Raw genomic sequence first — 24,334 nt, 5'->3', positions numbered from 1 at the left:
GGGGCAACGCACCGTGCCGCCGCCAAGCCCCTGCCCAGCCGCGAAAACGTCGGCGCGACACCATTTGTCATCAAGCCTCCACAAACCGCGCCCATCCGCGCCGCGATCCGCTCGCACAGAAAAGAGGTCAGCCCGTGCTCGTCTCCCGCCGCTCCCTGCTCGCCGGCGCCGGTGCCCTCACCGCCGCGCCGTTGTTCGCCGCCGGCGTCGCCGCCACCCGCGGCTTCACCCATTCGGTCGCGAGCGGCGAGCCGGGGGCAGACTCGGTATTGCTGTGGACGCGCTGCGTGATGGCGGGCGCGGGCGAGGTCACCGCCGAGATCGCCGAGCAGGCAGACATGAGCGGGGCGCGCGTCGTCGGCGCGCAGATCACCGGCCCGTGGCGGGACTGGACCGTGAAGCTCACCGCCGACGGCCTCGCGCCCGATCGCTGGTACTGGTTCCGCTTCGTCGCGCCGGACGGCACGCGCTCGGCGATCGGGCGTACCCGCACCCTCCCCGCCGACGGCGTCCGCCCGTGGCGCGCGGCGATCTTCTCGTGCTCGAACATGGGATACGGCTGGTTCAACGCCTATGGCCATGCCGCGGCGCGCGACGACCTCGACTGCGCGATCCACCTCGGCGACTATTTCTACGAATACGCGCCGGATCATTATCCGAAGACCGCCGAGCTGATCGCCGGCCGACTGCCGCAGCCGCTCGGCGAAACCGTCCACCTCGCCGACTATCGCCAGCGCTTCGCCAGCTACCGCGCCGACCCCGATCTTCAGGCGCTTCACGCGCGGCTGCCGATGATCGCGCAATGGGACGATCACGAAAGCGCCAACGATAGCTGGGAGGGCGGCGCGCAGAACCACGATCCCGCCACCGAAGGCGACTGGAACCAGCGGCGCGCCGCGTCGATCCAGGCGTATCGCGAATGGATGCCGGTCTCCGACGAGCCGTGGAAGAGCTACGATATCGGCGCGCTCGCCACCCTGTTCCGCACCGAAACCCGCCTGCTCGGGCGCACGCAACAGCCCGATCTCGGCCCGCTGTTCAAGGCCGCCGACCCCGCCGCCGCGCTGCGCGCGTTCCGCGACGGCGCGTGGCAGGATCCCGGCGTGACGATGATGGGCTGGCAACAGGAAAGCTGGCTCGACCATGCGCTCGCCGCGTCGGTGCGCAGCGGGCGGCGCTGGCAGGTGGTCGGCTTTGGCACGATCATGGGCCAGACGATGATGCCCGCCGATGCCGGAACCTGGACGGGCGGTAAGCAGGACGGCTATGTCAGCGAAGGCATCGCCGCGGCGAAGGCCGGGCTGCCGTTCAATTTCGACAATTGGGGCGGCTACCCTGCCGCCCGCGCGCGCTTTCTGCGCAAGGCGCAGCAGCTTGGCGGCAGCACGGTGCTGATCTCGGGCGACAGCCACAACGCCTGGGCCTATAATCTCGCGCAGGACGGCCACGCCGCAGCGGTCGAGTTCGCCGGGCACAGCGTCACCTCGCCGGGCTTCGAGAGCGGCACCGCCTACGATCCGCGCCGCATCGCCGCCGATCTGGTGCGTACCAATCCCGAGCTGAAATGGTGCGACACGTCGCGCCGCGGCTATATGGCGCTGACGATCGAGTCCGATCGCGTCCGCAACGACTGGATCATGGTCGAGACGATCACGAAGCGCACCACCGCCGCGACGATCGGTCACACCGCAACCGTCGCGCGCGGCCGCAACGTCATGGCGTAACTTGGCCCGTCCTCATTCCCGCACCGGCGGGAATGAGGATGCCGGCATGCCCGCGCACAAACGCCACGCAATCCGATAATCAACGCGATCGGCCCCGCCGTCACGAACCTGCAACCAATCGGTCACGCAGACGAAAGGAGCAGCGCCCAAAGGCTCGGTAACGACGGCCGTTAACGGCTGCGTCATCAAAGGGATTCACCATGCTCCGTTCGATGCTGCTCGCCGGCAGTGCGCTGTTCGCCGTCACCGCGACTCCTGCGCTCGCCGCGGATACGCCGCCCGCCATTTCCGCCGCCGACACGCCCGCCGAGACCCCGGCCGACACGCAAGGCAGCGAGGTCGTCGTGCTCGGCTTCGGGCAGGCGCGGCAGGTGCAGACGATCACCGCAGCCGACATCGAACGCCAGACGCCCGGCACCACCCCACTGAAGGCGCTCGCGAAGCTGCCGGGCGTGAATTTCCAGTCCGCCGACGCGTTCGGGGCGTATGAATGGGCGAGCCGCATCTCGCTGCGCGGCTTCAACCAGAACCAGCTCGGCTTCACGCTCGACGGCATCCCGCTGGGCGACATGAGCTACGGCAACGCCAATGGCCTGCACATCAGCCGCGCGATCATCTCCGAAAACGTCGGCACCTCGACCGTGGCGCAGGGCGCCGGCGCGCTGGGCGAGGCGTCGACCTCGAACCTTGGCGGCACGTTGCAATTCACCTCGCGCCGGCCGTCGGACGAGTTCGGGATCGCGGCCTCGGGCACGTATGGCTCCAACGACACGTACCGCGGCTTCGTGCGCGTCGACAGCGGCGACCTGACCGGCAACGGGCTGCGCGGCTATCTCAGCTACGGCTATCTCGAGGCTGGCAAGTGGAAGGGCGACGGCGTCCAGCGCCAGCATCAGGCGAATGCCAAGCTGGTGCAGGATTTCGGCGCGCGCGGCTCGATCACTGCCTTCTTCAACTTCTCCGACCGGCGCGAGAACGACTATCAGGATCTCAGCCTGGAGATGATCCGGCGGCTCGGGTACGATACCGACAACCTGAACCCCGATTACGCCACCGCGGTGCGGATGAGCCAGGTCTATTGGAACCAGCAGACGCGCGCCGCCTCGGCGACCGCGACGCTGCCCTATCCGGATGCCGGGCTGACCTTCCCGTCCCCCTATACCTCCGTCGACGACGCCTATTTCGACGCGGCGGGTCTGCGCCGCGATTATCTGACCGGGATCATGATGGACGCGCCGGTCAATGATGCCATCAAGCTGTCGCTGACCGGCTATTATCACGGCAACGAAGGTCAGGGTGTGTGGGTGACGCCCTATGTGCGCACGCCCGGCGGCGCGCCGCTGTCGATCCGCACGACCGAATATGGCATCGACCGCTTCGGCTCGATCGCGCGCGTCTCGGTCGATACCGGCGCGAATCATCTCGAACTCGGCGGCTGGTTCGAGGCGAACGGCTTCCGCCAGGCGCGGCGCTTCTACGGCCTTGCGGATCAGGCGACGATCTCGCGCAACGTGCTCAGCTTCCAGCGTGACCCGCTCGCCACGCAGTTCAACGTCGATTTCCAGACCAACACGACCATGTATTATGTCAGCGACCGGCTGACGCTCGGCCAGCTCACGCTGAACGGCGGCTGGAAGGGCTACAAGGTCACCAACAAGGCGATTCCGCTGGTCGGCACGCTCGCCAGCGGCACGATCGATGCGCGCGACTGGTTCCTGCCGCAGGTCGGCGCGGTGTACGGCTTTGGTCCCGCCGAGGCGTTCGTGACCTATACCGAGAACATGCGTGCCTTCGTCTCGTCGGCGACCGGCGCCTCGCCCTTCGCGACCACGCAGGACGGTTTCAACGCGATCCGTAACACGCTGCGCCCGGAACGGTCGAAGACCGCCGAGGCCGGCGTGCGCTTCCGTTCGGGCGGGTTCCAGGGGTCGATCGCGGGCTATTACGTCGACTTCGCGAACCGGCTGCTCGCCTACACCAACGGGGCCGGGATCGTCGGCAATCCGGTGACGCTCCAGAACGTCGGCGGCGTCGAGAATTACGGTGCCGAAGCCACCGCGCTCTACAGGATCACGCCCCCGCTCTCGATCTTCGCCTCCTATTCGTACAACCACTCCGAATATAAGGACAACGTTCTCGGCGCGAACGGCGCGCTCATCACCGCGACCCGCGGCAAGACCGTCGTCGACAGCCCGCGCCACATGGCCAAGGGCGAGATCGTCTATGACGACGGCCGCTTCCTCGCACGCGTGGGCGCCGATTACATGAGCAAGCGCTATTTCACCTATACCAACGACCAGTCGGTCGGTGACCGCGTGCTGGTGGATGCGACGATCGGCTATACGATCGGCGACTTCGGCGGGCTGCACGGCGTCCGGATCGAGGGCAGCGCCACCAACCTGCTCGACAAGCGCTACGTCTCGACGATCGGCTCGAACGGCTACACCGCCAGCGGCGACAGCCAGACGCTGCTCGCCGGCGCGCCCCGCCAGTTCTTCGTCTCGCTGCGCACCGGCTTGTGACCGCCTCTTTTTACCGAAAGTCTTTGCATATGCGTCATCTCCTGATCGCAGGCGTCGCGCCGCTCGCCCTGATCGTATCGGCCCCCGCGGTCGCGCAAAGCACCGCGCCTGCTCCGGCGGACGACACCGCCGCGGCCACGACGCCGGGTGACGACATCATCGTCACCGGCACCGCCACGCGCGCGGTGGCGCAGATCACCAATGTCGAGATCCAGAAGGTGCTGCCCGGCATCAGCCCGCTCAAGGCGCTCCAGACGCTGCCCGGCGTCACCTATCTGACCGCCGATCCGTGGGGCAACAACGAGCAGAACATCTCGCTGTTCGTTCACGGCTTCAACGCGCAGCAGCTCGGCTACACGCTCGACGGCGTGCCGCTCGGCGATCAGCAATACGGCAATTACAACGGCCTGAGCCCGCAGCGCGCCACGATCTCGGAGAATGTCGGCCGCGTCGTGCTCGCCTCGGGCGCGGGCGATCTCGGCACGGCGTCGACCAGCAACCTCGGCGGCACGATCGACACCTTCACCAGCGATCCGAAGCCCGAGTTCGGCATCTCGGCGGCGCAGACCGTCGGCAGCTACGAGGCGACGCGCAGCTACGTCCGCCTCGACAGCGGCGACATCGGCCAGAACACGCGCTTCTACATCTCCGGCGTGCGCCAGCGTGCGCGGGCGTGGGATTTCGAGGGCTATCAGAAGGGGTGGCAGGGCAATGCCAAGCTGGTCCACGATGATTCGAACGGCAAGCTGACCGCCTATTTCGCCTATTCCGACAAGGCCGAGCCGAACGAGGACGCGACCGTCGTCTCCGCGACGCAGACCTACCAGCCGTACATCCGTCCGTTCCTCTACCCGAACTTCGCGGGCATGCAGGCGTATCTCGCCAACCAGCTGCCCTACAACAACGCCGCCAGCTATGCGGCGTCGGGCGCGAACTACAGCAATTACTACAGCGCGGCGCTGCGCACCGACTATCTCGGCTATCTCAAGTACGACTGGAACGTCACCGATCGCGTGACCTTCTCCAACCAGGCGTATTTCCACCATAACGACGGCGTTGGCATCGTCGCCGGCCCGATCACCGTCGCCGGGCTGCCGCAGCTCTTCTCCTTCTATTATCCGGGTGTAGCGGGCAGCAGCCCGACCTCGACCGCCAACCTGGCGCGGCTGTCGACGATCTTCGGCGGCTCCGGCCTTGCGACCCGCACCACCGAATATCGCATCGACCGCGTCGGCGGCATCTCGACGCTGCGCGCCGAGCTGGGCAACCACACGATCGAACTGGGCGGCTGGTACGAGCATCAAAGCTCGGCCGCCTATCGCCGCTGGTACGCACTCGACGTCAACAATCCGTCCTCGCCCTATGAGCGTCCGCTCGACCTCGCCGATCCGCTCATCACGCAATATGGCAGCGAGATCCGCGTGACCGAGATCCAGGCGCACCTGCAGGACGCATGGAAGATCGTGCCGACGCTGACGCTCCAGGCCGGGTTCAAGAGCACCTTCCAGCACGCGCGCCAGCGCGTGCCCGTGCAGCCGATCCCGGGCTCGTTCACCGGCTCGCGCGAGCTGCCGGTCGGGCGGATCAACACCGACGAATGGTTCCTGCCGCAGGTCGGCGTGCTGTGGGATGCGACCGACCACGAGCAGGTGTTCGTCAACGCACAAAAGAACATCCGCCAGTTCCAGACCAGCGCCGCCGCCGGCCTGTCGCCGTTCGCGCTCGGCAGCCAGACGCTGTTCGAATTTTTCAAGGACAATACCAAGCCGGAAACGAGCTGGACCTACGAAGGCGGCATCCGCACCCGCCGCGCGCTCGATCTCGGGCCGCTGACCGGGTTCGAGGGCCAGATCAGCTATTATCACGTCGACTTCTCGAACCGGCTGCTCGCGATCAGCCCGACCACGACGATCACCGCAATCATCAGCGGCGCACCGATCATCGCCAACGTCGGCAGCGTGAAGACCGACGGCGTCGACGCGGCGGCGACGCTGCGCTTCGGCGACCGTTTCTCGCTCTACAATGCGCTGTCGTACAACAACTCGCGCTACGCGGATAACTACACGGTCGGCGCCGCGCAGACCGTCGTCCCCACCGCCGGCAAGAAGGTCCCCGGTTCGCCCGACTGGCTCAACAAGACCGTCGCCACGCTCAGCGGCGACGGGGTGGAGCTGCAACTGATCGGTGACTATATCGGTCGGCGCTATGCCACGTTCACGAACGATCTGAAGGTGCCGGGCTATTTCACGCTATCGGGTCGGGTCGGCTTCGACATGCCGCTGTCGGGCGAAGGCTTGGCCAAGAAGCTGAACGTCAGCCTCAACGTCACCAACATCACCGACAAGAAGGCTTTTTCGACGATCAGCGTCGGCGCGGCATCGGGGACGTACAATTTCTTCCCGCTCGCGCCGCGTCAGGCGTTCGTCACGCTCAGCGCTGGCTTCTGAGCGTGATGACCCGCCGCGCCGCCATCGGCTCCGCGCTCGCGCTGGGGGTGGCCTCCACCGCCGGCGCGGCCCCGGCTGCGAAGACGCCGCTGGTGTTCGCGCACCGCGGCGCCTCGGCGCTCCGCCCCGAACACACGCTGGGCGCCTATGCCAAGGCGATCGCGGACGGCGCGGACTTCATTGAACCCGATCTGGTCCCCACGAAGGACGGCGTGCTGGTCGCGCGGCACGAGAACAACATCGTCGAGACGACCGATGTTGCCGATCACCCCGAATTCGCCGCGCGCCGCACGACGAAGACAATCGATGGCGAGCAACAGACCGGGTGGTTCACCGAGGATTTCACGCTCGCCGAGCTGAAGACGCTGCGCGCCAAGGAACGGCTCGGCGCCGTCCGCCCCGAAAGCCGCAGCTATGACGGCCAGTTCCAGATCGTCACGCTCGACGAGGTCATCGACTTCGCCGCGGCCGAGGCGGCGGCGCGCGGTCGGACGATCGGGCTGGTGCCCGAGCTGAAACACTCTACCTATTTCGCGGGCATCGGCTTGCCCGTCGAGGACCGCTTCCTCGCGGTGCTCGCCGCGCACGCCTATACCCGTCGCGCGCCGGTGCAATTGCAGTCGTTCGAGGTCGCGAACCTGCGCTACGTCCGCGGCAAGCGGCCGAAGGGCGGCAACCTACGGCTCGTCCAGCTGATCGGCGACCCCACGCAAAAGCCTGCGGACGTCGCCAAAGCCGGCGGTGCGCTCGATTACCGCACGATGGTGTCGCCCGCCGGGCTGCGCGAGATGGCGGGGTACGCCGACATCGTCGCCCCGAACACGCGGATGCTGATCCCGCTCGCCGCCGACGAACGACTCGGTGCCCCGACCACGCTGGTAGCGGACGCGCATGCTGCCGGCCTCGAGGTCTGCCCGTGGACGTTCCGGCCTGAAAACCGTTTTCTCGCCGCCGACTTCCGCAGCACCGCCGGACCCGACGCACGCCACGATGCCGGATCGATCGCCGAGATGCGCCGCTATATCGCGCTCGGCATCGATTCGTTCTTCACCGACGATCCGGCGCTCGGGCGGCAGGCAGTGGACGGCGGCCGATAAAGCGGTTGCGCTCAAGTCGCCCGGCTCGTATATTCGGATGCGGCTGGTGTAGCCTTTCGCTTCATCGGCTTTCCCGACGGCTCCGCAGCGATGCGGGGCCGTTGTGCTTTTCGTCGGTTTCGGCGTTATCGTTCCCCAAGGAGAATTTCGCAGCATGGCAGGTTACAAGGCCCCTGACTTCAACCAGCGCGCCGCCGCCGCCCGCGACGCTAAGGCACGCGCGCTCGAGGCGTTGAAGAACAAGGCCGCCCCCGATCCTGCAGAGGTCGCCGCGCGTCTCGCCGCGCGCGAGGCGAAGGAAGCCGCGGAGGCCGAGAAGCGCGAGCAGCGCAAGGCTGCGATCGCCGCCGAAAAGGCCGCCAAGGAAGAGGCGCGCGCGCAGGCCGCTGCCGAGGAGGCCGCCGCCGCCGAGGCCGCCGCTGCCGCCAAGCGCCCACCGGTCATGCCGACAGCAGCCGAGATGAAGGCGGCGCGCGACGCCCGCTACGCCGCGCGCAAGGCCCGCCAGAAGAAGTGATCCGCCCCGAATTGCTCGGGGTTGCGGAGGTGCCGGACGGGCCGCCCTTGCGGCTGTTCCGTCGCGGTGCCGACTTCATGATCGTGCTCGAACGCAACGAACTGATGAGTACGCGGATGAGCGGCTCGGAAGTCGCGCTCGGCACGATGACGTGCGACCGGCTGGCCGACACGCCCGGACCGCACTTGCTGATCGGCGGCTATGGCATGGGCTTCACGCTCCGCGCCGTGCTCGGTCGGCTGGGTGCCGCAGCGCAGGTCACCGTCGCCGAGTTGGTCCCCGGCATCATCGAATGGGCGCGCGGCCCGATGGCGGCGCTGACCGACGGCTGCCTCGACGATCCGCGCGTCACGCTAGAGATGGGCGATGTCGGCGCGGTGATCGCCGCAGGCAGTGGGCGCTACGACGCGATCCTGCTCGACGTCGACAACGGCCCGGACGGGCTGACCCGCCCCGCCAACGACGGCCTGTACGGCCCGCGTGGGCTGGCCGCGGCACGCGCCGCGTTGCGCCCCGGCGGCGTGCTGGCGGTATGGTCGGCAGCACCAGACCCGCGCTTCGCCCGTCGCTTCGCCGACAGCGGCTTCGCGGTCGACGAGGTCAAGGTCCGCGCGCGCGAAAACGGCAAGGGCGCGACCCACGTCATATGGTTCGGCACGCGGCGGTAGGGCCGGTCGTCGTCACCCAGTCCAGACCGGTTCAGTCGACCGCACGTCACCATTATTCAAAGCTTGGCGTCACCCCGGCCTTCGCCGGAGCACATACCTAGCCGGCTGTCACCCTCGCCAGCCTGATGGTAGAGGCCGCACATGGCTCACGGGCATCACCACCACCATCACCATCACCATCACGGCCACGATCATGGGCATCACCACGATCATGGCCATTCCCATGCACATGCCACCCCGCCCGAGCGCTGGGATCATGTGTTCGCGATCGGGATCGCGCTGAACCTCATCTATGTCGTCGCCGAAGGCGTGGCCGGCTGGCTGTTCGACTCGGTCGCGCTGCTCGCCGACGCCGGGCACAATCTCTCCGACGTGCTCGGGCTGGCGGTGGCGTGGGGCGGTGCAGCTCTGGCGCGGACGGCGCCGTCGAAGCGCTTCACCTATGGGCTGAAAGGGTCGACGATCCTCGCCGCGCTCGCCAACGCGCTGCTGCTGCTGGTTGCGATCGGTGCGATTGCATGGGAGTCGGTGCACCGCTTCGGGTCGGCACCCGTGGTGCCGGGGCTTACCGTTTCCGCCGTCGCCGCGCTCGGCATCGCCGTCAACGCGATCACCGCGTGGCTGTTCGCGCGCGGGCGCAAGGGCGACGTGAACGTTCGCGGCGCCTATCTCCACATGCTCGCCGACGCACTGGTCTCGGCCGGGGTGGTCGCGGCGGGGGTGGTCATCTGGCTGACCGGCGCGGCGTGGATCGACCCGCTCGTCAGCCTCGTCATTGCGGTAGTGATCTTCTGGCAGACGTGGGGGCTGCTGCGCGAGACGGTCGAGATGTCGCTGTCGGCGGTGCCGCGGGGGATCGACTATGACCGGGTCAAGGACGCGCTCGCGGCCTTGCCCGGCGTCGAGGCGGTTCACGACCTCCACATCTGGCCGATGTCGACGACCGAACCGAGCCTGACCGCGCATCTGCGCATCCCGGCCGGGCATCCGGGCGACGCGTTTCTGGAGGACGTGCAGGGGATGCTGCACGAACGCTTCGGAATCGGCCATACGACGGTACAGATCGAAACCGGCACCGCCTGCGCGCTCGCCGATGAGCGCACCGTCTAGGCTATTTTCGCATCAGTTCGCGTCCCAGGAACGCATTTAGCAGCGCCGCGCGGCGCGCGTCTTCGGCGTGATCGGCGCCGACCGAATGCCCGCCCTCCAGATATTCATGAAAGTAGACGGTGTTTCCGTTCTGCTTCAGCAGCGCCGCCAGCTTGCGCGCATGGCCGGGATGAACGCGGTCATCCTTGGTCGAAAGATAAAAGAACACAGGCGGATAGCGGACCCCTGCCTTCACGTTCTGATACGGTGAGTAGCGGCGGATGAACGCCCAGTCGGCCGGCTTGTCGGGATCTCCATATTCATCGATCCACGACGCGCCGGCGGACAGATGCGAATAGCGCTGCATATCCTCCAGCGGCGACCCCGCAATCACCGCGCCGTACAGGTCCGGCCGCTGCTGCATCGCGACCCCGACCAGCAATCCGCCGTTCGAACGTCCTGAAATCCCGATCTTTCCTTTGGCCGACACCCCGGTGCGCACCAGATCGTCGCCGACCGCATGGAGGTCGTCGAACACGTTCTGACGCTTTTCGCGCAGCCCCGCCTGATGCCAGCGCGGCCCATACTCCCCACCGCCACGCAGGTTGGCGAGCACATACGCCCCGCCCTGCTCGACCCAGAACAGCGCCAGCGGCCCCGCGCGATACGGCTGCTCGGTCAGGTACGTGGGCGTCTGCGCGTTGCGGAAGCCGCCGTAAGCGTGGATCAAGGCCGGCGCGGGAGCGGTTGTGCCTTTCTTGGTGACAAGGAAATACGGCACGCGCGTCCCGTCGCGCGAGGTCGCAAAGCGCTGAACGACCTGATATTTCGTCGCGTCGAACCGTGCCGGCAGCGCCTGCACCGCGCGCGGTGCCGCGCCGACCCGCACCGCATAGAGCGTCGGCGGGGTGAGCATCCCATCGACGGTGACGAACGCCGCGTCGCTCTTTCCCGTGGTTGCGCCGAGGTGGAGCGTGCTGTTGCCCGGCAGCGCGACCGGGGTCTGCGTCCAGCGTCCGTCCGCCTGCCGGCGCAGCGCGAGCAACCGGCCCGACACATCATCCAGCAATTTGACCCACAACACATTGTCGCTGGCCGAAACTTCCTCGATCGCCTGCGTCGCGCCAGGTGCCATCACCAGCTCGCCCTTCGGGTGGCGACCGGCGACGATGTCGGCAAGCGACCAGGCGACCAGCGCACCGGCCGGGAAGCCGTCCGCCGGCTTGTTCAACCTGGCGATCGCGCGCCCGCCGATCACGTCGGTGACGTCCGCGCCCTTGGGCAGCCCGAGCGGGACGAACCGGCCGTCGGACGCCTGCACCAGCAATTCGCGCTCGAAGAACGTGTGGCCGACGCTGACCATCGGCCAGCGCCGCGTGGCGTCGACGAACGCCGCCGCGCCGACCTGCACCGCGCTGGCGGGGGATTCATGGACGGTGGTCGCTGCCGCTAAGGGCGTGCCACGCTTCCACAATTTCGCGATCCGCGGATAGCCCGAGGTGGTGAGCGCACCCGCGCCCCAGTCGGTGGCGACCAGCAACGTGTCGCGATCGACCCAGGCGACGTCGCTCTTGGCCTCGGGGAGGACGAAGCCGTCGTCGACGAAGCGGCCGGTCGTCAGGTCGAACTCGCGCACCACCTGCGCGTCGGTGCCGCCGGGGCTGAGCCGGACGAGGCAGCGCGCGTAGTCGGGCTCAAGGCAGCTCGCGCCGTGCCAGACCCAGCTCTTGCCCTCCGCCTTGCCGAGCGCGTCGACGTCGATCAGCGTGCGCCATTGCGGGCGACCGGCCTGATAATCGGCTAGCGTCGCGATCCGCCACAGGCCGCGCGGATTTTTCGCGTCGCGCCAGAGGTTTGTGACGCGGTCGCCGAGCACGGTGTCGACCTCCGCGATCTGCGCCTCGTCATCGAGGATCGCCTTGGCGCGGGCGCGATCCTGTTCGAAACGCGGGCTTTTTGTCAGTTGCGCTTCGGTTTCGGCGTTCCACGCCTTTACCTGCTGGAGCGCGCGGGAGCCCTCGACGTCTTCGAGCCAGAGGTACGGATCGGCGGCGGGGGCGGCGGCGAGGACGATCGGGGCGAGCGCGAGCGGGATCAGACGTTTCATCGGCGACCAGCGTAGCGGGGCGCACCGGGATTAGGAAGCGCGGCCGCGGATGTTGGCGATGGTTGCGCAGAAACGCGGAGCGCGTGACGGCGGGGCCCCAGGTTGCTGGAAAGGCCCGTGAATGTTCGCCGGGATGGTGTGCAAAGCGTCGTGAATGTTTGCGATGTGATGCGCGGTTTGACACAGGTGCGGCCGTGATTGGGTCGGCGTTGCGCGTGACGTTGCTGACATGGGCCCCTGCCTTCGCAGGGGCGACGGCGTTGGTCAGTCGCCGGTCACCTTCGCCGGGCCGAGATCGCCCTGCCCGACCGTCGTGCTCGCCATTTCCAGCATCGCGTCGAGGCTCTTCTTGGCTTGCACGCGCAGCCCCTCGTCCATCTCGATTCGCGGGGTCAGATCACGCAGCGCGACGTAGAGCTTCTCCAGCGTGTTGAGCGCCATGTACGGGCAGATGTTGCAATTGCAGTTACCGTCCGCGCCCGGCGCACCGATGAACGTCTTGCCCGGCAGCGCCTTTTCCATCTGGTGGATGATGTGCGGCTCGGTCGCGACGATCAGCGTGTCGCCCGGCATCGCCATCGCATAATCGAGGATGCCGCGCGTCGAGCCGACGTAATCGGCATGGTCGAGGATCACCGCCGGGCATTCCGGGTGCGCCGCGATCGGCGCATTCGGGTGCTGCGCGCGCAGCTTGAGCAGTTCGGTTTCGCTGAACGCCTCGTGGACGATGCACACGCCCGGCCACAGGATCAGGTCGCGCCCGGTCTTGCGCGCCAGATAGCCCCCGAGGTTGCGGTCGGGGCCGAAGATGATCTTCTGCTCGGGCGGGATCTTCGACAGGATCGTCTCGGCGGAGGAGGAAGTGACGATGACGTCGCTGAGCGCCTTCACCGCCGCCGAGCAGTTGATGTAGGTGAGCGCGATCGCATCGGGGTGCTGCGCGCGGAACGCCGCGAATTGCTCGGGCGGGCAGCTGTCCTCCAGGCTGCACCCGGCGTCCATGTCGGGCAGGATCACGGTTTTCTGCGGCGACAGGATCTTGGCGGTCTCGGCCATGAAGCGCACGCCGCAGAAGGCGATGACGTCGGCGTCGGTCGCCTGCGCCTTGCGGCTGAGGTCGAGGCTGTCGCCGACGAAATCCGCAAGGTCCTGAATCTCGGGCTTTTGATAGTAATGCGCGAGGATCACGGCGTTGCGCTCGCGGCGGAGGCGGTCGATCTCGGCGCGCAGGTCGAGGCCCGTGAGGTTCGTCGGCTGTTCCATGCCGCAGCAGATGGCCCGTGCGGGGAGCGCAATCAAGCGAATCAGTGTGGGGGGCCTGAGCGTCGCCTCACATTCCCTTCCGTTCGCACTGAGCCTGTCGACGTGCGTGTTGCGGGTGCTTCGCTTGGGGCACGTGCTTCGACAGGCTCAGCACGAACGGGGAGAGAATGGGCACAACCTCCGCCGTCATCCCCGCGAGGGCGGGGATCCAGACGCGCAGGTCTTCGCAAGGGTCGAGACTTCAGAGGTTCTGGATTCCCGCCTTCGCGGGAATGACGGTGGGATGGTGGGAATGGGATGGGTATGCGAACGCCCGCCGCTACCGCGCGTTGCCGAGCACTTCCTCCAGCGAGCGGGTCAGGTCCCATTGGTCGCGGTTGTCGGGGCGCGGCTCGCCGGCGAAGCGTACCTCGACGTTGACGGGCAGATTGGCCGCCTCCAGCGTGCCCTCGAACAAGCGTTCGAGCGCGGTGCGGGCGTTCTCGCGCGCCTTGGCGATATTCTCCGGCTCGCGCGCCTTCGCGGCGACGACGTCGGTGGCCTTGGCGGAGACCTTCTTCTGCAATTCGGCCATCGCGCCGCGCGGGGGCAGGACGCCGGTGGTGGTGTCGATCGTCACGCGGCTTTCGTCGATGTTCGGCGCGCCGACCGTGACGTCGGGCACCTCGACCAGCAAGCGGCGGCGGCGTTCGTCGTAGCGGAAGTCGCGCGGGCGCAGGCTGCCGAGCGGCACAAAATAATCGACGTCATATGGTGCCTTGATGACGCGGACGTATTTCAGCCAGCCGAACATCCGCGTTGCCGCGGCCGTCGACTGGACGGTGCCCGACAGGTGGCTGACACGCAGTTCGTTGCTGCCGTACAGCCGGCCGGCGACGACGCGCGCGACCGCGACGCCGCTCTCATCGGTGGCGACGGTGTATTTTTCGGTGAAGTAGCGATAGCCGACGAAGGTCGCGACGAGGATCGCGGTGGCGATCGCCAGCGACACCAGCAGCTTGCCGAGCCCGGTCAGATGCTCCGCCATGCGTTCCCCTCCTCCACCACCAGCCCGCGCCGCGCGAGATCGATCAGATGCGCGAGCACCGAGCGCGATGCCGCGCCCAGCAACCGCGCGTCGAGCCCGACGTACATCCGCGCGACCATCGCCGCGATCGGCTGCGGCCGCTCGCGGAGCAGCCGCAGGATCTGTCCCTCGCGCTGCTTGCGGTGGCCGAGCATCCCGCGCACCAGCCGTTGCGGGCGCTCGACCGCCTCGCCGTGGCCGGGGTAATAAATGCGGTCGTCGCGCAGCAGGAGCTTTCCGAGGCTCGCCATGTAATCGCCCATGTCGCCGTCGGGGGGCGAGACGACGCTGGTCGCCCAGCCCATCACATGGTCGCCCGAGAAAAGCGCGTTCGTCTCGACGAGCGCGAAGGCGAGATGGTTGGCGGTGTGGCCGGGGGTGGCGATCGCGCGGAGCGTCCAGCCGCCGCCGGTGACCTCATCACCGTCCGTCAGCACGCGATCGGGGGCGTAATCGGCGTCGAACGCGGCATCGGCCTGCTCGCCCGCGTCGCGCACCACGATCGGGGCGCAGCCGACGATCGGCGCGCCGGTTTCCGCCGCGAGGCGGCGCGCGGCGGGCGAATGGTCGCGGTGGTGGTGGGTGACAAGGATCGCGCGCACCGGGCGACCGGCGATGGCGCGTGACAGTGCGGCATGGTGCGCGGGGTCGGCGGGGCCGGGATCGATGATCGCAAGGTCGCGCGTGCCGACGAGATGCGTCTGCGTGCCGGTATAGGTGTAGGCGGAGGCATTGGGGGCGAGGACGCGCGTCACCAGCGGTTCCAGCGTCATCGCCACGCCGGTGGGGAGGTCGTCTGCCATGTGGGCTTCACATGGCGGTGGTGTGGGGCCGGTGCAAGAGTTGGACGACTTGCCCCTCCCGCTCTCCCCGGTCGTCATTGCGAGCGTAGCGAAGCAATCCAGGGCGTCCTGGTCCGGCTCTGGATTGCTTCGCTACGCTCGCAATGACGGAAGAAGCCCAAGCGTCGTGCCGGGTTGCCCCGGCGACGACGGGTTACGATCAGTCCCGGTCGGCGACGCGGTCGCGCAATTTGGCGAGCTGGCCGTCGATCGCCGCCATCGCCGCGGCGCGTTGCGCGTCGGTCAGGTTGCGGTTGGCGGTCAGCCCGGCGCGGGCCTGCGCCAGCCCGCTCAGCGCGGCGCGAAGCGCCTGACGCTGCGTCTCCAGCGCGTCGCGCCGCAGTTGCGCGGTGTCGATTCGCGCCGCCTCGCGCGCCATCGCGGCAGCTTGCCGCTGGAGACGGGCCGAGTCGCGCAAAGCGTCGCGCTGCATCTGTGCGGCCTGACGTTGCAGGCGGGCGGCGTCGACCGCGGCAAGCCGGGCGGCATCGCGCCCCAGCTCGGCGGCGTGCGCGTTCAGCTCGGCCACGTCGGCATCACCCGGCACCGGTGGGACCGGCGGCATCGGCGGCACGGGCGGCACCGGGGCGACGCTCGGGGCCGGCGGCGCGGGTGGTGCCGGAGGCGCCGGGGGTGCCGGATGCGAGGCGAGATACCGCTCGGCCGCCTCACCGGTGTAGGTGACGGTGCGGCCATCGGTGGTGACGGTGACCCTCGTTTCACGACCTTCGTTGCGATCTGCGACCACATGGCGGGATTTGAACGGCGCCTCGGGCACGTCGGGCATCTCAGGCATTTCCGGCATCTCGGGCATGGTCATCTCGATCCCCGTCGCATCCTCCATCCCGGCGCGGACGCGCTCGGCGGCCTGCGTGCCCGAGGCGGTGAAGGCGAGCCCGCCGATCGCCAGCGCCATGATCGCCATGCTGCCGGTCGCCATCTGCGTGCGCGTGGCCGTTTTCTTGCCGAGCATCTTCAGTCTCCCCTTCAGATCCTTCACGGTGTTGAGGTGGCAGGCCGGCGACACCGCGCGGCCATGCGCGGCCTTCACGATCGCGCAGCCATACGCGTGGCGCGCGGCACTGTCGGCGCGCGCCAGCACGCGCGCGTCGTTCGCCATTTCCTGATCGGCGCGGAACTTGCGGAAGGCGATCCATGCCAGCGGATTGAACCAGTGGAGCGCGAGCACCGCCAGCGCGACCCAATTGGCGACCAGATCGCCGCGCGCATGGTGGCCCAGCTCGTGTTCGAGCGCGAGCGCGCGTTCCTCGGGATCGAAGCGCGCCGCGAAGTCGCGCGGGAAGGCGACGACGCGGTCGAAGACCCCGAAGGCGAGCGGGCCGTCGGTGGCGGCGCTCTGCACGACGGTGATCGAGCCGACGCGGTCGACCGCGATCCCGAGCCGCAGGACGTCGTAGCGGAAGCGGAGGTAGCCGACCGCCTGCCACGCGAGCAGCAGCGCCGCGCCGCCCAGCCACAATCCCAGCGCGATCAGCGGCCAGCCGAGCGCGGTGTGCGTCGTCTCGACCGGCAGCGTCGCGACCGGATGCCCGAGCGAGATGACGAGCGGCTCGGGCGTCGGCAGCATCGGCAGCGCCTCGCCGCGCCACCCCTCGGGCAGCGGCGGCATCACCATCCGCAGCGCGGGCAGCGCCCAAAGCGCGTAGGCGACGCGCGCGCCGAACGCGGTACGGACCGGTCCACGCAGGACCAGGACGGCCAGCATCAGCAGCGCCGACGCCAGCATCGCCTCGATCGCCCAGCCGATCATTGCTTGAGCGCCTTGAGCAGCGCCTCGATCTCGCTGATGTCCTGATCGCTGAGCGCATCACGCTCGGCAAGGTGCGCGACCAGCGGGGTCAGCCGGCCGCCGAACAGCCGGTCGATCAGCCGGTCCGATTCGCGGGCGACATAATCCTCGCGGCGCACCGCCGGACTGTAGAGGTAGCGACGGCCGTCGACCTCATGCCGGACGGCTTCCTTGCCGAGCAGCCGCCCGAGCAAGGTCTTGACGGTGGCGGCGCTCCAGCCGCGTTCCGGGTCCACCCGCTCGGCCACATCCTGTGCGGTGAGCGGGCTTTCGTCCCACAGCACCTCCATGACCGCATGTTCGGCATCGCTGATCCGCTCGACCACGACTCGCTCCCTCGTCACGCTCTTCGACTACAGCTGTAATCATATCGATTACGTCTGTAGTCAATAGCCGGTGGCCGGGGTAGGCCGCGGTATTTCTTACAGCTTGCGCTGCTTGATCGCGGTCAGCGTGGAGGCGGGGGTGATCTGTTCGATGTCGGTGCGGCAATGGAGCAGCCGCACGCCCGAGGCAGCGCGCAAGCGGTCCAGCGCGGGGGCGAAGTCCCCGGTGCGCTCGACCGTCTCGGCGGTCGCGCCATAGGCGCGGGCGAGCGCGGCGAAATCGGGGTTGTGGAGCCGCGTTGCGGCGGGGCGGTCGGGGTATTCGCGCTCCTGGTGCATCCGGATCGTGCCATAGGCGCCGTTGTCGACGACGATCACGAGCAGGTCGGCGCCATGCTGGACCGCGGTGGCCAGTTCCTGCCCGTTCATCAGGAAATCGCCGTCGCCCGCCAGCGCGACGACGCTGCGCCCCGGGCGGCGCAAGGCGGCGGCGACCGCGGCGGGCAGGCCGTAGCCCATCGCCCCGGCGGTCGGCGCGAGCTGCGTCCCCGGTCCGGCGTAGCGCCAGTAGCGGTGCCACCAGCTCGAAAAATTGCCCGCGCCGTTGCAGATGATCGTGTCCGCGGGCAGCGCGTCGCGCATCGCGGCGACGCACGGGCCGAGATCGAGCGCGACGCCGTCGCGTGGCTGCGGCACTGACCACGCTTCGTAGTCGCGGCGCGCCTCGGCGGCGTGCGGGTGCGCGCCGCCGTCGAGCGGGACGAGCGCCTCGGCGAACTCCGCCATGCCGGCGCAGATCGCGAGATCGGTGGCGTAGACGCGGTGCAGCTCTTCCGGATCGGGGTGGACGTGCACGAGCCGCTGCCCGGCGTGGTCTGGGGTGACGAGGGCGTAGCCGTCGGTGGTCGCCTCGCCGAGCCGTGCGCCGACGACCAGCAGCAGATCGGCATCGCGGACGCGCGCGACCAGCGCCGGGTTCGGGCCATAGCCGAGGTTGCCGGCATAGGCCGGGCAGTCGTTGGCGATCGCGTCCTGCCGACGGAAGGCGGCGGCGACGGGCACGCCGGCGCGCGTCGCCCAGTCCGCGAAGGCGTTGGCGGCGGCGGTGTCCCACCCCGCCCCGCCGACGATCGCGAGCGGCCGCTCGGCGGTGGCGAGCAGGTCGCGCAGCCGGTCGAGCGTGTCGGCGTCGACGTCCTGCGACACGCGGTCGACGCGCGCGCGATCGGTCGCCTCCACCGCATCGAGCAGCATGTCCTCGGGCAGCGCCAGCACCACCGGGCCCGGCCGGCCGCTGACCGCGGTGGCATAAGCGCGCGCGACATATTCGGGGATGCGCCGCGCATCGTCGATCCGCGCCGCCCATTTGCACATAGGCGCGAACATCGCGGCGAAGTCGATCTCCTGAAACGCCTCGCGGTCGCGGGTGCCGCGGTCGACGTCGCCGACGAACAGGATCATCGGCTGCGAATCTTGGCAAGCGACATGGACGCCGATCGCGGCATTGGTCGCGCCCGGCCCGCGCGTGACGAGGGCGACGCCGGGACGGTGCGTCAGCGTGCCGTCGGCGCAGGCCATGAACGCCGCCCCGCCCTCCTGCCGGCACGTCACCACTTGGATCGCCGGCGTGTCGTGGAGCGCGTCGAGCACCGCGAGGAAACTCTCCCCCGGCACGGTGAACACGCGGTCGCAGCCCTGTGCGACGAGCTGGTCGACCAGGATGCGGCCGCCGTTTCTGAGGCTTGTCATGGACACACAGCCTATCGTGTGGCGGAGGGGCCGCAAGGGGGTTGTGGTCGGGCACGCGCACGGCCGTTGCCTTCGCGGTGCCGCGCGCTAAGGAGCGTGGGTGCGCGACACGGGGCACCGTGAACGCGCGCGATCTTAGGGCCGGACGGGAGTGGGCAAGCCGTGGTCAACAAGGTGTATGACGATGCCGCCGCCGCGCTGGACGGGCTGCTGTTCGACGGCATGACGATCTGCGCGGGCGGGTTCGGGCTGTGCGGCATCCCCGAACGCCTGATCGATGCGATCCGCGATGCCGGCACCAAAGACCTGACGATCGCGAGCAACAATGCCGGTGTCGACGGCGAAGGGCTCGGCAAGCTGCTGCGCACGCGGCAGGTGAAGAAGATGATTTCGTCTTATGTCGGCGAGAACAAGGAGTTCGAGCGGCAATTCCTGTCCGGCGAGCTGGAGGTGGAATTCTGCCCGCAAGGCACGCTGGCCGAGCGCTGCCGCGCCGGCGGCGCGGGCATCCCTGGCTTCTATACCAAGACCGGCGTCGGCACGCAGGTGGCCGAGGGCAAGGAAGTGAAGGTGTTCGACGGCGAGGACTATATCCTCGAACGCGGCATCCGCGCCGATCTGTCGATCATCAAGGGCTGGAAGGCCGACGAGAGCGGCAATCTGATCTTCCGCAAGACCGCGCGCAACTTCAACCAGCCGATGGCGACCGCCGGGCGCGTCTGCGTCGCCGAGGTCGAGGAAGTGGTGCCGGTCGGCACGCTCGACCCCGATCACATCCATTTGCCCGGCATCTATGTGAAGCGGATGATCGTAGGCAGCCCGTACGAGAAGAAGATCGAGTTCCGCACCACCCGCCCGCGCGTGCAAGCGGCGTGAAGCGCGCGGGCGTCCTGCTGGCGCTCGCCGCGACGCTGGGCGGCTGCGCGGCGCAGCGGCAGGTGCTGCTCGGCCGGCCGAGTACGCCGCCGCCCGCGGTCGACCCGCCCGCGCCGCCAGGGGTGCCGCCTGCGATGGCGTGGCTCTATGGCTCGGGCGAGGCGGCGGCGCTGTCGGAACAGGCGTATAACGGCATGGTCCGCTATGTCCGCGACGTGCTGACCGCCGCGCGCGACCGGCGCGGGCGGCTGCCGTCGCAGCGCAAGCCCGGCACGCTGCCGCGCTGGCCGGCGTCGGTGGTGCTGGCGCCGGGCGCGACCGCGGCGAGCGCCGAGACGATGCCGTGCGGCACGCTGCCGCCTGCGGTGGTGCTCGACATGGACGAAACCGCGGTGCTCAACCTCGGTTACGAATATGACGATGCGCAAACGCAGCGCGGATTCGACCAGCAACGCTGGGAACGCTGGGAAAAGGCCGGCGCGACGCGCGTCACCGCGGTGCCGGGCGCAGTGGCGGCATTCCACGCGCTGCGCGCGATGGGGGTGACGATGGTCGTCAACACCAATCGCTCGGCCGGGAATGCCGAGGCGACCGTGCAGGCGCTGGCCAACGCCGGGCTGGGCGACTTCCGCCACGGCGAGACGCTGTTCCTCAAGGGCGATGTCGACGGCAAGTCTGGCAAGGACGGACGGCGCGCGGCGATCGCGGCGAAATTTTGCGTCATCGCGCTGGCGGGCGACCAGCTCGGAGACTTCGCCGACCTGTTCAACCCGCCCGGCCCCGCCCCGGCAGTCGGGCGGCGGATGCTGACCGCGGTCGCGCCGATCGAGCCGCGCTGGGGCAATGGCTGGTTCGTGCTGCCCAACCCGGTCTACGGCACCGGGCTCGGCACCGGCTGGGACGAGACCTTCCCGGCCGACAAACGCTGGAAGGACGTGCCGTGACCGACGAACCCGCGGGCGCGATCTCGCTGGAACATGGCGACGAGCTGACCGATCGCTCCGCCGAGGTGGCGCGAATCTGGGTGACCGACGGCGCGGGCGCATCGGTGTGGATCGACGCACGCGTGCTCGGCGACGCGCATATCTTCGGCTATCTGATGGCCGACACGATCCGGCACGCCGCGCGTGCCTACGCAGGCACGTACGGGTTGACGGAAGACGCCGCGTTGCAGGCGATCGTCGCCGGGCTGAGCGAGCAATTGCGCGAGCAGGCGACCGAGATCACCACCATTCAGAACGGGAGCCTGAACTGATGTCGCAGGAAGCGAAAGGCTGGGATCGTAACGGCATGGCGGCGCGGGCGGCGCGCGAGCTAAAGGACGGCTATTACGTCAACCTCGGCATCGGCATCCCGACGCTGGTCGCGAACAACATTCCCGACGGCATGACGGTGACGCTGCAATCCGAGAACGGGATGCTGGGGATCGGGCCGTTCCCGTATGACGACGAGGTCGACCCCGATCTGATCAACGCCGGCAAGCAGACGATCAGCGAACTGCCGTCGTCGGCCTATTTCGGCAGCGAGCAGAGCTTCGCGATGATCCGCGGCGGGCATATCGACCTGACCGTGCTGGGCGCGATGGAAGTGTCGGAAGGCGGCGACATCGCCAATTGGATGATCCCCGGCAAGATGATCAAGGGGATGGGCGGCGCGATGGATCTGGTCGCGGGCGTCAAGAAGATCATCGTCGTGATGGAGCATGTCTCCAAGGATGGTTCGCCGAAGTTCCTGCCGGCGTGCAGCCTGCCGCTGACGGGGAAGAACGTCGTCGACATGATCGTCACCGATCTCGCGGTGTTCCAGCGCGCGGATCACGACACGCCGTTCCGGCTGGTCGAACTGGCACCGGGCGTAACCGCGGACGAGGTCGCGGCGAAGACGGCGGCGCATTACGAGGTCTGAGGCGGATGGCCTATACGCTCATCACCGCGAACCGGAATTATTCGAGCTGGTCGCTGCGCCCGTGGATGCTGATGACCGCGCTGGGCATCCCGTTCGAGGATCGCATCGAACCGTTCGCGTCGATGGACAATTACGACGCGTTCCACGCCTTCTCGCCGACCGGACAGGTGCCGGTGCTGATCGACGATGGGCGGACGGTGTGGGATTCGCTCGGCATCGCGCTGTATCTCGGCGAGCGGCACGACGGAGTGTGGCCGGTCGAGGCGGCGGCGCGTGCATGGGCGATGTGCGCCGCGACCGAGATGCACGGCGGGTTCGGCGCGCTGCGCGACGAGCGCACGATGACGGTCGGGCAGCGCGTGACGCCGCACGGCACCTCGCCGCGACTCGCGCGCGACGTCGCGCGGCTGGCGGAGCTGTGGGAAGAGGGGTTGGCGCGGTTCGGCGGGCCGTTTCTGGCGGGCGAGCGGTTCGGCGCGGTCGACGCGTTCTTCGCGCCGGTGGTGTTCCGGGTGCGGACCTATGGCATCGACGTCGGCGCAGCAGGCGCCGGGTGGGTGGCGCGGATGCTGGCGCATCCGGCGATGCGCGCGTGGGAAGATGCAGCGTTGGCGGAGACGTTCCGCGAAGCCTCGCACGAGGCGGAGGTTGATGCGGTCGGCGTGGTAACCGAGGATCATCGCGCACTACCGTCGTAAGGCTTTGGAGGTGCATCCTTCTCTGCCGTGGCCCGCGCGACCGTCACTCCCACGCCATTTTGTTACGCCTGAACTTGGACGCGCGATGCTTTTCGGTTAACAGCCGCGGATCATGTCCTCCGCTCCCCGCACATTGTACGAGAAGGTCTGGGACGCGCACGTGGTCGAGCGTCGCGACGATGGTTCCTGCCTGATCTATATCGACCGGCACCTCGTTCATGAGGTGACCAGCCCGCAGGCGTTCGAGGGCTTGCGCGCCGCCGGGCGGCGGGTGCGGCGACCGGACCTGACGCTGGCGGTGCCCGACCACAATCTGCCGACCACCGCGCGGGTCGATGCGAACGGGCACGAGCTGCCGATCGCCGACCGCGACAGCGCCGAGCAACTGGGCGCGCTGCGCCGGAACGTCGCCGACTTCGGCGTGCCCTATATCGACGCCTTGTCGGCGAAGCAGGGCATCGTCCATGTCGTCGGCCCCGAACAGGGCTTCACGCTGCCCGGCACGACGATGGTGTGCGGCGACAGCCATACCTCGGCGCATGGCGCGCTCGGCGCGCTGGCGTTCGGGATCGGCACAAGCGAGGTCGAGCATGTGCTGGCGACGCAGACGCTGATCCTGTCGCCGTCGAAGACGATGGAAGTGCGCATCGACGGCACGCTCGGCTTCGGGGTCAGCGCCAAGGATGTCGTGCTCGCGATCATCGGCAAGATCGGTGCCGCAGGCGGGACCGGCTATGTGATCGAATTCACCGGCGAGGTGATCCGAAATCTGTCGGTCGAGGGCCGGCTGACGATCGCGAACATGTCGATCGAGGGCGGCGCGCGCGCCGGGATGATCGCGCCCGACGAGACGACCTTCGCCTATCTCAAGGGCCGCCCGCTCGCGCCGCAAGGCGCGGACTGGGACAAAGCGGTCGCGTGGTGGCGGACGCTGCCGAGTGACGCGGGCGCGCGTTACGACAGAAGCGTGGTGCTGAACGCCGCCGACATCGCGCCGTCGCTGACCTGGGGCACCAGCCCCGAGGATGTCGTGCCGATCACCGGTATCGTCCCCGCCCCCGACAGCTTCGCCGATCCGTCGAAGCGCGAGGCGGCGCAGAAGTCGCTCGATTACATGGGGCTGACGCCGGGGATGCGGATGCAGGACGTGGCCGTCCAGCATGTCTTCATCGGCAGCTGCACCAACAGCCGGATCGAGGATCTGCGCGCCGCCGCTGGGGTGGCGAGCGGGCGGCATGTCGCCGACGGCGTGCGCGCGATGGTGGTGCCGGGGTCGGGGCTGGTGAAGCGGCAGGCCGAGGCGGAGGGGCTGGACCGCATCTTCACCGAGGCCGGGTTCGAGTGGCGCGAGCCGGGCTGTTCGATGTGTCTGGCGATGAACCCCGACAAGGTGCCGCCGGGTGAGCGCTGCGCCTCGACCAGCAACAGGAATTTCGTGGGACGTCAGGGACCTGGCGCCCGTACCCATTTGTTGTCGCCGGCAATGGCGGCGGCGGCGGCGGTCACCGGACGGCTTGCCGACGTTCGCGAACTGATGGGTTGAGGATAAGGGAACGCGCCATGAAGAAGATCTTCGTTTTCCTGATCGCCGGGTCGGTGTTGAGCGGGGTCGCCGCTTATGCCGCGAT

The 24,334-nt window shown here is 68.6% G+C and carries 20 protein-coding genes; 13 read left to right on the top strand and 7 right to left on the bottom strand.

What is annotated here, in order from left to right:
* Nucleotides 1–134: 134 nt before the first annotated feature.
* The 7 genes from AADI75_RS02950 to AADI75_RS02920 all read left to right on the top strand — a co-directional run bounded on the left by AADI75_RS02950 (nucleotide 135) and on the right by AADI75_RS02920 (nucleotide 10,085).
* A complete protein-coding gene (locus AADI75_RS02950; protein WP_341207558.1) occupies nucleotides 135–1,724 on the top strand; it encodes an alkaline phosphatase D family protein in 1,590 nt (529 codons plus the stop codon).
* A 200-nt stretch (nucleotides 1,725–1,924) separates the two neighbouring features.
* Nucleotides 1,925–4,246 (top strand): TonB-dependent receptor, encoded by a 2,322-nt coding sequence (locus tag AADI75_RS02945; RefSeq protein WP_341207557.1) that lies wholly within the window; start codon nucleotides 1,925–1,927, stop codon nucleotides 4,244–4,246.
* Between the two features lie 29 nt (nucleotides 4,247–4,275).
* Complete coding sequence (locus tag AADI75_RS02940) at nucleotides 4,276–6,693, top strand: TonB-dependent receptor plug domain-containing protein (protein ID WP_341207556.1); 2,418 nt, start codon at nucleotides 4,276–4,278, stop codon at nucleotides 6,691–6,693.
* Nucleotides 6,694–6,698: 5 nt separating this feature from the next.
* Nucleotides 6,699–7,790: a glycerophosphodiester phosphodiesterase gene (locus tag AADI75_RS02935; protein WP_341207584.1), complete on the top strand. Its 1,092-nt coding sequence runs from the start codon at nucleotides 6,699–6,701 to the stop codon at nucleotides 7,788–7,790.
* Nucleotides 7,791–7,944: 154 nt separating this feature from the next.
* Complete coding sequence (locus AADI75_RS02930) at nucleotides 7,945–8,307, top strand: DUF6481 family protein (RefSeq protein ID WP_028966862.1); 363 nt, start codon at nucleotides 7,945–7,947, stop codon at nucleotides 8,305–8,307.
* Nucleotides 8,304–8,975, top strand: coding sequence for a spermidine synthase (locus AADI75_RS02925; protein ID WP_341207555.1), 672 nt, complete (start codon nucleotides 8,304–8,306; stop codon nucleotides 8,973–8,975). Before AADI75_RS02930 ends, AADI75_RS02925 begins: the two co-directional genes overlap by 4 nt.
* 141 nt (nucleotides 8,976–9,116) lie before the next feature.
* Entirely contained in the window at nucleotides 9,117–10,085 is a 969-nt protein-coding gene (locus tag AADI75_RS02920; RefSeq protein ID WP_341207554.1) for a cation diffusion facilitator family transporter, read from the top strand.
* Between the two features lies 1 nt (nucleotide 10,086).
* On the opposite strand, the gene AADI75_RS02915 is transcribed toward AADI75_RS02920, so the two are convergent.
* The 7 genes from AADI75_RS02915 to AADI75_RS02885 all read right to left on the bottom strand — a co-directional run bounded on the left by AADI75_RS02915 (nucleotide 10,087) and on the right by AADI75_RS02885 (nucleotide 19,227).
* Nucleotides 10,087–12,171, bottom strand: coding sequence for a prolyl oligopeptidase family serine peptidase (locus AADI75_RS02915; RefSeq protein ID WP_341207553.1), 2,085 nt, complete (start codon nucleotides 12,169–12,171; stop codon nucleotides 10,087–10,089).
* A gap of 264 nt (nucleotides 12,172–12,435) precedes the next feature.
* On the bottom strand, nucleotides 12,436–13,434 hold the full coding sequence (gene nadA / locus AADI75_RS02910; protein ID WP_341207552.1) for a quinolinate synthase NadA: 999 nt from the start codon (nucleotides 13,432–13,434) through the stop codon (nucleotides 12,436–12,438).
* Nucleotides 13,435–13,753: 319 nt separating this feature from the next.
* Complete coding sequence (locus AADI75_RS02905; RefSeq protein ID WP_341207551.1) at nucleotides 13,754–14,461, bottom strand: DUF4230 domain-containing protein; 708 nt, start codon at nucleotides 14,459–14,461, stop codon at nucleotides 13,754–13,756.
* The gene (locus AADI75_RS02900; RefSeq protein ID WP_341207550.1) at nucleotides 14,446–15,303 is read right to left on the bottom strand and encodes an MBL fold metallo-hydrolase; all 858 of its coding nucleotides are present in this window, start codon (nucleotides 15,301–15,303) and stop codon (nucleotides 14,446–14,448) included. The genes AADI75_RS02905 and AADI75_RS02900 overlap by 16 nt, the downstream gene beginning before the upstream one ends.
* Nucleotides 15,304–15,502: 199 nt before the next feature.
* A complete protein-coding gene (locus AADI75_RS02895) occupies nucleotides 15,503–17,113 on the bottom strand; it encodes a M56 family metallopeptidase (protein ID WP_341207549.1) in 1,611 nt (536 codons plus the stop codon).
* Nucleotides 17,110–17,478 carry a BlaI/MecI/CopY family transcriptional regulator gene (locus AADI75_RS02890; protein WP_159758448.1) on the bottom strand — a complete coding sequence of 123 codons (369 nt, stop codon included), beginning with the start codon at nucleotides 17,476–17,478 and terminating at the stop codon, nucleotides 17,110–17,112. The genes AADI75_RS02895 and AADI75_RS02890 overlap by 4 nt, the downstream gene beginning before the upstream one ends.
* Nucleotides 17,479–17,574: 96 nt before the next feature.
* A complete protein-coding gene (locus AADI75_RS02885; protein ID WP_341207548.1) occupies nucleotides 17,575–19,227 on the bottom strand; it encodes a thiamine pyrophosphate-binding protein in 1,653 nt (550 codons plus the stop codon).
* Between the two features lie 162 nt (nucleotides 19,228–19,389).
* Between AADI75_RS02885 and AADI75_RS02880 the strand changes: the two genes are divergently transcribed.
* The 6 genes from AADI75_RS02880 to leuC all read left to right on the top strand — a co-directional run bounded on the left by AADI75_RS02880 (nucleotide 19,390) and on the right by leuC (nucleotide 24,249).
* Nucleotides 19,390–20,103: a CoA transferase subunit A gene (locus tag AADI75_RS02880; RefSeq protein ID WP_341207547.1), complete on the top strand. Its 714-nt coding sequence runs from the start codon at nucleotides 19,390–19,392 to the stop codon at nucleotides 20,101–20,103.
* Nucleotides 20,100–21,047, top strand: a complete 948-nt coding sequence (locus AADI75_RS02875) for an HAD family acid phosphatase (protein WP_341207546.1) — start codon at nucleotides 20,100–20,102, stop codon at nucleotides 21,045–21,047. Before AADI75_RS02880 ends, AADI75_RS02875 begins: the two co-directional genes overlap by 4 nt.
* The gene (locus AADI75_RS02870; protein WP_341207545.1) at nucleotides 21,044–21,358 is read left to right on the top strand and encodes a DUF5076 domain-containing protein; all 315 of its coding nucleotides are present in this window, start codon (nucleotides 21,044–21,046) and stop codon (nucleotides 21,356–21,358) included. Before AADI75_RS02875 ends, AADI75_RS02870 begins: the two co-directional genes overlap by 4 nt.
* Nucleotides 21,358–22,008: a 3-oxoacid CoA-transferase subunit B gene (locus AADI75_RS02865; RefSeq protein WP_341207544.1), complete on the top strand. Its 651-nt coding sequence runs from the start codon at nucleotides 21,358–21,360 to the stop codon at nucleotides 22,006–22,008. The genes AADI75_RS02870 and AADI75_RS02865 overlap by 1 nt, the downstream gene beginning before the upstream one ends.
* Nucleotides 22,009–22,013: 5 nt before the next feature.
* A complete protein-coding gene (locus AADI75_RS02860) occupies nucleotides 22,014–22,706 on the top strand; it encodes a glutathione S-transferase family protein (protein ID WP_341207543.1) in 693 nt (230 codons plus the stop codon).
* Nucleotides 22,707–22,818: 112 nt separating this feature from the next.
* A complete protein-coding gene (leuC, locus tag AADI75_RS02855; RefSeq protein WP_341207542.1) occupies nucleotides 22,819–24,249 on the top strand; it encodes a 3-isopropylmalate dehydratase large subunit in 1,431 nt (476 codons plus the stop codon).
* The last annotated feature ends 85 nt before the right edge of the window (nucleotides 24,250–24,334 follow it).

It is taken from the genome of uncultured Sphingomonas sp. (genome assembly GCF_964021865.1).
Lineage (GTDB): Bacteria > Pseudomonadota > Alphaproteobacteria > Sphingomonadales > Sphingomonadaceae > Sphingomonas.
Note: the sequence above shows the minus strand (reverse complement) of the source record. Positions and strands in the feature narration are given on the sequence as shown.